Source organism: Pseudomonas sp. CGJS7 (genome assembly GCF_036961695.1).
In genome coordinates this window covers 1-312 of record NZ_JBAMDI010000341.1, presented here as the reverse complement: position 1 = coordinate 312, position 312 = coordinate 1, and the positions used below count along the sequence as shown (strand labels likewise).

At 64.1% G+C, this 312-nt stretch carries 1 pseudogene; it reads left to right on the top strand.

The window, feature by feature from the left end:
- Window positions 1-312, top strand: a pseudogene (locus V7787_RS52990) (hypothetical protein); the annotation flags it as partial.

The following is a 312-nucleotide window of genomic DNA, read 5'->3' as shown; positions in this document are numbered from 1 at the left end:
CCGACGGCAACATCGTCGTCAGCAAGACCGGCGCGGACGATAACGTCAACTTCGATCTGGCCGACGACATCACCGTCAACAGCGTCGTTGCGGGCAACAGCCGTCTCGACAATACCGGTCTGACCATCACCGGCGGTCCGAGCGTGACCTCGGCGGGTATCAACGCCGGCAACCAAATCGTGAGCAACGTCGCCGCTGGCGTCGCCGCCACCGATGCGGTCAACAAGAGCCAGCTCGATGCGGTCGGCTCGACAGCGAACGCCGGTTTCAACATCACCGCGCAAGGCGCCAACAGCACCAACGTGGCTCCGG